General features: G+C 41.7%; 8 protein-coding genes, 2 rRNA genes and 1 riboswitch. All 10 genes read right to left on the reverse strand.

Annotated elements, in window-relative coordinates; genetic code table 11:
• Positions 1 to 43: 43 nt before the first annotated feature.
• Entirely contained in the window at positions 44 to 1,465 is a 1,422-nt protein-coding gene (gene purF, locus KHA88_RS19080) for an amidophosphoribosyltransferase (RefSeq protein WP_213122637.1), read from the reverse strand.
• Positions 1,441 to 3,669: a phosphoribosylformylglycinamidine synthase subunit PurL gene (purL, locus tag KHA88_RS19085; protein WP_213122638.1), complete on the reverse strand. Its 2,229-nt coding sequence runs from the start codon at positions 3,667 to 3,669 to the stop codon at positions 1,441 to 1,443. The genes purF and purL overlap by 25 nt, the downstream gene beginning before the upstream one ends.
• Entirely contained in the window at positions 3,653 to 4,339 is a 687-nt protein-coding gene (purQ, locus tag KHA88_RS19090; protein WP_213122639.1) for a phosphoribosylformylglycinamidine synthase subunit PurQ, read from the reverse strand. Before purQ ends, purL begins: the two co-directional genes overlap by 17 nt.
• The gene (purS, locus tag KHA88_RS19095; protein ID WP_213122640.1) at positions 4,336 to 4,590 is read right to left on the reverse strand and encodes a phosphoribosylformylglycinamidine synthase subunit PurS; all 255 of its coding nucleotides are present in this window, start codon (positions 4,588 to 4,590) and stop codon (positions 4,336 to 4,338) included. Before purS ends, purQ begins: the two co-directional genes overlap by 4 nt.
• Positions 4,591 to 4,630: 40 nt before the next feature.
• Entirely contained in the window at positions 4,631 to 5,758 is a 1,128-nt protein-coding gene (gene purK, locus KHA88_RS19100) for a 5-(carboxyamino)imidazole ribonucleotide synthase (RefSeq protein ID WP_213122641.1), read from the reverse strand.
• A complete protein-coding gene (gene purE, locus KHA88_RS19105) occupies positions 5,751 to 6,239 on the reverse strand; it encodes a 5-(carboxyamino)imidazole ribonucleotide mutase (protein WP_213099470.1) in 489 nt (162 codons plus the stop codon). The genes purK and purE overlap by 8 nt, the downstream gene beginning before the upstream one ends.
• A gap of 116 nt (positions 6,240 to 6,355) precedes the next feature.
• Positions 6,356 to 6,456: riboswitch (purine riboswitch) on the reverse strand.
• A 74-nt stretch (positions 6,457 to 6,530) separates the two neighbouring features.
• Positions 6,531 to 6,719, reverse strand: a complete 189-nt coding sequence (locus tag KHA88_RS19110; RefSeq protein ID WP_213099469.1) for an NETI motif-containing protein — start codon at positions 6,717 to 6,719, stop codon at positions 6,531 to 6,533.
• Positions 6,720 to 6,724: 5 nt separating this feature from the next.
• On the reverse strand, positions 6,725 to 7,267 hold the full coding sequence (locus tag KHA88_RS19115; protein WP_213099814.1) for a DUF2179 domain-containing protein: 543 nt from the start codon (positions 7,265 to 7,267) through the stop codon (positions 6,725 to 6,727).
• A 393-nt stretch (positions 7,268 to 7,660) separates the two neighbouring features.
• A 5S ribosomal RNA gene (rrf, locus tag KHA88_RS19120) occupies positions 7,661 to 7,777 on the reverse strand.
• 70 nt (positions 7,778 to 7,847) lie between these two features.
• Positions 7,848 to 7,962: ribosomal RNA gene (locus tag KHA88_RS19125) — 23S ribosomal RNA — on the reverse strand; the annotation flags it as partial.

Consider the following 7,962-nt stretch of genomic DNA (forward strand, 5'->3'; position numbering starts at 1 on the left):
ATTATGTCGAATAATCTCTGGGGTGACACATTATATTAGTTGGTTATCTCATTAGTTCCTTCTCATACGGCAATAGTGTATCTGGATAAATTTCTGTTGGATATTCTCCAGTAAAGCATGCCATACACTGTCCGCAATCTTTTCCGTATCCTTTTCGGCCAATGGCTTCGAGCGTTCCTTCGACACTTAAAAATGTAAGGGAATCTGCTCCAATAATTTCACGAATTTCTTCCACACTATGTTCTGAGGCAATTAATTCTTCATGTGTTGACGTATCAATTCCGTAAAAGCATGGATTTTTCATAGGGGGTGAACTGATGCACACATGCACTTCTGTCGCTCCCGCTTCCTTCAACATCGATACGATTCGCTTGCATGTCGTCCCGCGAACAATGGAATCATCAACCATGACGACCCGCTTGCCTTCAACAACTTTTCTGACAGGAGATAGCTTCATCTTTACGCCGCGCTCGCGCAATTCCTGTGATGGCTTAATGAATGTCCGGCCGACATATCGATTTTTAATAATGCCGAGTTCATATGGAATACCTGCCATTTCCGCGAAGCCAATCGCTGCGGAAATACTTGAATCAGGTACCCCTGTTACGACATCCGCTTCAATTTGTGCTTCTTTCGCCAGCATTTTCCCCAGATTTTTTCTCGCTGTATGAATGTTAATCCCTTGAATATCACTGTCAGGACGGGAAAAATAGACATATTCCATCGTACACATTGCACTTGATGCTGAAAGGGAAAATCGCTCTGCATGTAAACCTTCGTCATTGATCACAATCAATTCTCCCGGCTCCACATCGCGAACAAATTCCGCTCCAATCAAATCATAGGCACATGTCTCGGATGATACACAATAGGCGTCACCGATTTTACCAATCGAAAGCGGGCGCATGCCGTTCGGATCCAAGGCGATAATTAATTCCGTTTCAGACATTAAAATAAAAGCATAGGCACCTTTTACCATCGAAAGGGCATTTTTAACTTTATCCTTTAATGCAAGATATCCACTGCGTTTAATCAAATGGGCAAGTACTTCCGTATCTGACGTTGTTTGAAAAATACTGCCTTGCATCTCAAGCTGATGTCTTAAATCATTGGCATTAATTAAATTGCCATTATGAGCTAGCGTTAGCCCTCCACTTTGTGAATGGAGCAGGAAAGGCTGCACATTTTCCAGCCCGCCTTTCCCAGCTCCCCCATATCTTACATGGCCAATCGCACTTGTCCCTTCCAAGCTTTCAATTTTCTTTTTATCAAAAACGTCATTGACAAGCCCTTCGCCTCTGATCCCATTAAGGCGCTTTCCATCGGTAACAACAATCCCCGCGCCTTCCTGCCCGCGGTGCTGCAAGCTATGCAGACCGTAATACGTAATTTGAGCCGCATCTGCATGTCCCCAAATTCCAAAAACGCCGCATTCCTCGTTTAGCCCTTTGATGTCAGCAAACATGGAATGGCTCCTTTCCAGGCTTCTTCCAATACCTTAATGTTAGATTTGATTAACTGTTTTTCGGCACCGTTGATGATCAACTGCTTGCTTTCAGTAACTTCGCCGATTAATGAAGCATCTTCAACAAGCTGTTCGAATGCCTCTTGATGTTCTTTTTTCACAGAGAGGATAAAACGTGATTGTGTTTCGGAAAATAATGATGATGTTTCGTTACCATTAAGCGTTACTTCTGCACCTAGTCCATTCGTTCCAAATAAGGATTCTGCAAGGGCAATAGCTGTCCCACCTTCAGATACATCATGTGCAGACGCGACAAATCCGCCGCGAATCGCTTGAAGGATTTGTTTTTGTCTTTTTACTTCCACTTCTAAATCAATCGCAGGTGCTTTTCCGAAAATTTTGCCATGAACTAATTTTTGCAATTCGCTTCCGCCAAACTCATCCCGCGCTTCACCGACTAAATAAATTAGATCGCCTGCTGATTTAAATTCTTGTGTTGTTACATAAGAGAGGTCTTCGATTAAGCCCACCATACCAATGATTGGTGTTGGGTAAATTGCTTTACCGCCTTTTTCATTGAAAAGCGACACGTTACCGCCAATAACAGGGCTTTCAAGAGCAAGACAGGCTTCACTAATACCAGCTGCTGATTTTTCTAATTGCCAAAATATTTCTGGTTTTTCCGGGCTCCCAAAGTTAAGGCCATCTGTAATGGCAAGCGGCTCAGCACCAGAGCAGACAACGTTACGTGCTGCTTCCGCAACTGCAATCTTACCGCCAACTTCCGGATCTAAGTATATATATCTTGAATTACAGTCAGTCGTAATCGCAATTGCTTTTTCTGTACCGCGAATTCTTACAACTGCCGCATCTGAGCCTGGGCTTACAACTGTGTTCGAACCAACATGATGGTCGAATTGACTATAAACCCATTCTTTACTGGCGATTGTTGGTTGCTGTAAAAGTTTAATCAATGTTTCGTTATAATCGGAGATTTCAGGAATATCCTGATCCATTGCTTGGAACTCTCGATAATAAGCCGGCTCGGCAGAAGGCTTATGATAAACAGGTGCATCTTCAGCAAGTGCATCTGCAGGAACTTCTGCCACTACATTGCCTTTATGTGTCAATCGAAGCATTTTATCGTCAGTTACGTGACCAACGGATACTGCCTCTAGGTCGTAACTCGCAAATAAATCGATGATTTCTTGCTCGCGTCCTTTTGTAACGACAATCAGCATCCGCTCTTGTGATTCTGACAGCATCATTTCGTAAGCCGTCATATTTGCTTCACGTTGCGGAATTAAATCAAGATTCATTTCAATTCCGTATCCAGCTTTACTCGCCATTTCCGCTGATGAACTCGTAAGACCTGCTGCACCCATATCTTGAATACCGATTAATGCATCTGATTTTACAAGTTCCAAACACGCATCCATCAGTAATTTTTCAGTAAAAGGATCTCCTGCTTGTACCGCCGCGCGGTCTTCATCTTCTTCTTCTGCTAATTCTACGGATGAAAAGGTTGCTCCGTGAATCCCGTCGCGGCCAGTCGCAGCACCGACATACATGACAGTATTGCCGACTCCTTTTGCCTGACCTTTTTGCATATCTTCATGATTAATCAAACCGACTACCATTGCATTGACAAGTGGATTATGTTCATAAGCCGGATCAAATTGAATTTCACCGCCGACTGTTGGAACACCGAGTGCATTACCATAATCAGCAATGCCAGCTACTGCCTGCTCAAGCAAATAGCGAACTCTTGGAGAATCAAGTTCACCAAACCGAAGTGAGTTCAACGCAGCGATTGGCTTTGCCCCCATCGAGAACACGTCTCGCACAATACCGCCTACGCCAGTTGCCGCACCTTCGTACGGTTCGATTGCAGATGGGGAGTTATGGCTTTCGATTTTAAAGACAACGGCTTGGTTATCACCAATATCAACGATCCCCGCACCTTCACCTGGACCTTGAAGAACTTGTTTGCCTTTTGTCGGGAACTTTTTTAATACTGGCTTGGAATTCTTATAGCTGCAATGCTCAGACCACATCACTGAAAATAAGCCTGTCTCAGTATAATTGGGAGTTCTTCCGAGCATTTTTTCCGCAAGTGCGAACTCTTCGTCTGTCAAACCCATTTCACGGTAAATTTTTTCATCTTTGATTTGAGTAGGATTTGGCTCAAGCATTTGTTGCATGTGATTCCCTCCAGTTTCTAACAATCGATTGAAAAAGCCTGATTCCGTCTTTACTACCGAAAAGCTCATCTACAGCCCGTTCTGGATGTGGCATCATGCCAAGAACATTACCTTGTTTATTGGTGATCCCCGCAATATTCTTTATACTTCCATTCGGATTATCCGATGTATAAGTGAAAATAATTTGTTTATTTGTTTGTAATTCAGTCAAAGTTGCTGCATCGCAGTAGTAATTTCCTTTTGCATGTGCAATCGGGATGGTAATCTGTTCATCTTTTTCATAGCTAGAGGTGAACGCTGTATCGTTATTCACCACTTTAAGCTGAACAGGTTTACAAATGAATTTAAGATTCTGATTTTGAAGCATCACACCTGGAAGAAGTCCCGCTTCGAGTAGAATTTGGAATCCGTTGCCGATGCCAAGGATGGGTTTTCCTGCTTCAGCTGCTTTTTTCACTTCTTTCATGACAGGCTGCAACCGGGCAATCGCACCAGGACGAACCGAGTCGCCATATGAAGTACCGCCTGGAAGCACAATCGCATCATACGCATCCAATTGGTAGCTATCATGTCTGACAAAATCGACTTCTTCACCAAGCACATCTTTGATTGCGTCAAAAGTGTCAACTTCACAACTAGTTCCGGGAAAAACGACAACAGCGAATCTCACTGTGCACCGACCTCCTCGATTTCAAAGCGATAATCTTCAATCACTGTGTTAACGAGCAAGTTGCGGCACATTTCATGAACCGTTTCTTCAATGTTTTTCTCTGTCTTCTCCACTGTTAACTCGATAAACTTACCAATGCGCACATCTTTAACCTCAGGAAATTCTATTTTTTGCAGTGCTTTCGTTGCTGCAGAACCTTGTGGATCAACAACACTCTCTTTTAACGTTACAAAAACCTTCACTTTATACATGATCATTTCTCCTCCGAATGTCGTTTTTTTGCCTGTCTCTTTAGCTATTCCACACTTCACTGGCATCAAGTTCCTGCAAGGTCGTATCGATGTCTTCCGTTAAAATTGTCACATGCCCCATTTTACGGTTATGTTTTGCTTCTTTTTTTCCGTAAAAATGAATGGACCAGTCAGGGCGCTGCGGCATTTCACTCATTACAGCTTCAACATGCTGTCCTAATATATTTACCATTACTGCTGGTTTCAGGAGTTTTGCTTCTTGTAATGGCCACCCGCTAATAGCCCTAATATGCTGACCAAACTGTGAAATATTGCATGCTTCAATCGTGTAGTGGCCTGAATTATGTGGCCTTGGAGCCAATTCATTTACGAACAGATTCCCGTCTTCTGTCAAAAATAATTCAACTGCAAGCGTTCCGACCAGATTTAGATGATCCGCAATTTTCTTTGCCAATTCAAGGACTCTGTCTTCCACGTCACCTGAAACTCTGGCTGGTACAATCGTTTCATGCAAAATATTATTTTCGTGAATGTTTTCACCGATTGGAAAACAGTTTAATTCTCCCTCTACACTTCTCGCCATGACCACGGATATTTCTTTTTCAAACGGAATCCAAGCTTCCAGAACGCAAGGTCCATTTCTTAATAGTGAGCCAGCTTCATCACAATCTTCTTGTTTATTGATGACATATTGCCCTTTGCCGTCATATCCGCCGCGTGAAGTTTTTAATACACAAGGAAACCCAATCTTTTGCACCGCTAGCTCCAGATCATTCTCCGTTTGAATGATAGAATATGGCGCTACTTCCACTCCGGCATCCGTCAAAGCTTGTTTTTCCAAAATTCTGTCCTGGGTGATTTTAATCAATTCTGCACCTTGCGGAATATATGATTTTTCAGTTAATTTACGCAGTGCTTCATAATCAATATTTTCAAACTCATATGTGATGACATCACTTTTTTCTGCTAATATTGCCAGTGCTTCATGATCATCATAGGCCGCAACAATTTGTTCATCTGCTGCTTGTCCTGCCGGCGAGTCCTGTGATGGCTCCAATACGATTACTCTGAATCCGGCTTCCTTCGCTGAAAAGGTCATCATTCGACCGAGCTGACCACCACCGATAATCCCAATCGTTTGTCCTGGTTTAATAAATGTTTTAGACAAGCTGATCACTGCTTTCCAACACTTTTTCTTTCATATCGTTTCTTCTATTTTCAAGACGCTCGGCAATTTCTTCGTTTGTAGTTCCAAGTATTTGTGCAGCAAGTAAACCAGCATTCACAGCCCCTGCTTTTCCAATTGCTACAGTTGCAACAGGAACTCCACCGGGCATTTGCACGATGGATAGTAAGGAATCCATACCTTTTAATGCTTTAGATTCAACAGGAACACCGATAACAGGCAACACTGTCTTTGCTGCCACCATCCCTGGTAAATGCGCTGCCCCACCTGCCCCGGCAATAATCACCTTTAACCCTCGTTCTTTTGCCGTTTCCGCATATTCAAACATTAAATCCGGCGTACGATGTGCCGATACAACCTTCTTTTCATAAGGTACCTGTAATTCATCAAGTACTTCGCAGGCATTCTTCATCGTTTCCCAATCAGAAGTACTGCCCATGATGATTCCGACTTCGGTCTTCATATCATCCCTCCGCCCTTTATATGTAAAATAAAAAAAGGATAGACTGCTTTTCTATAAAAGAAAGCAGGCTATCCGGGGTTAGAAATCACACTTGAAAAAAGCACCTTCAAATGCTTCCCAAATTCCACTTTCCTCATAGTCCAATTATTTACGGTAATCGGGTAGATACTTATGGGCCTTATTCCCATGATATACGAGGCCTTTGTTGACACCTACATCTTAACAAATATCAAGATGGGATGTCAATCAAAAATCGAACATTGGAAAACTAACTGAATATAACGTTCGTGTTTAGGGGGTTTTTACCCCTTGAAAAATAATTTTTTGTGCAATTGGGATGTATTTAGTTTCACCTTTATTTTGTTCTTCTTTGAAAAGGGGTTTTTCAATTCTCCTTACAGGCTTGAATCCTTCTAGTTCCATCCTTTTCAAACAATCATCAATTGTTTCATTTTCCATTACTTCAAATTCTTTTTTCATCATATTCACCTATTCAATCTTCCCTTTTTGACTGCTTTTACCCAAAAGCCACCATGAATTGCTTTTGGTTCATAAGCGATAATAAATGCTTTCGGATCAATTTCTTTAATTGTTTGATATAGTTTAAGTTCATATTTCCTTGGTGTCAAAACTTCGAGAGCCATTCTGTCTCCCTCCAACCCTTGTGCAGCCCACGTAGTAACGCCGTACCCCTCAGTACGCAGCTGTTTCGGAAGATCCCTATCATACTCTTTTGTAATGACATTCACCATAATATAACCAAGTGCCATTTTTTCTTCAATTTTCGTACCAACAATTACACCAATACCATACCCTATGGCATAGGCAATTAAATTTTGTATTTGATTCAAATTATCAAGTACTAACCCAAGACCCACAACATAAATCACTACCTCAACCATACTCACAAAAGCAGCAATATATCTGTATCCCTTAAGAGTTAGTATCATCCTTATCGTAAAAAAAGTAACATAAACAATATTAATAATTAAGATTATGAGAACCATCACTAAGCTGTTATCAAGCATGAACATTCCTCCGTCTAATATTTGTTCCATTATAACACTATAGTTTTACATTTACCCTTTAGTCATAACGACAATCGGGAAAGGGGTAAGTTTTTTAAAATTGGCTAGTATTTGTAATTTTTGGTGCTTTAATTGGTGATTTAGGTTTTTTTGAGGATAATGGAGTATATGAGGAGGGGAAATTACTCGGAATGGAGAAGGATATCCTCATGAAACTTTTATAAAGACAAGATACTGTTCACTTTGGATAAGTCTGTCTGCATACGAGGGTTATGAAGACAGATTGCTACTCTTTTTGGGCAAGTCTGTCTGCATAGAGCTAGTATGAGAACAAGCCTTAAAATAAACACAAAAAAAACGCGTTATGGATTAAACCATAACGCGTTTTTAGTTGCTTGGCAACGTCCTGCTCTTGCAGGGGGAGATCCCCCAACTACCATCGGCGCTGAAGAGCTTAACTTCCGTGTTCGAGATGGGAACGGGTGTGACCTCTTCGCTTTCGTCACCAAACTTTTTGAGGTATTCATTCCCTCAAAACCAGATAAATGAGAAGGTAAACCTTAAAACGTTTGTTACATATTTGATTAAGTCCTCGATCGATTAGTATCCGTCAGCTCCATGTATCGCTACACTTCCACACCGGACCTATCAACCTGATCATCTTTCAGGGATCTTACTAGCTTGCGCTATGGGAA

Origin of the sequence: Lederbergia citrea (assembly GCF_018343525.1) — a bacterium.
GTDB lineage: Bacteria > Bacillota > Bacilli > Bacillales > Bacillaceae_C > Lederbergia > Lederbergia citrea.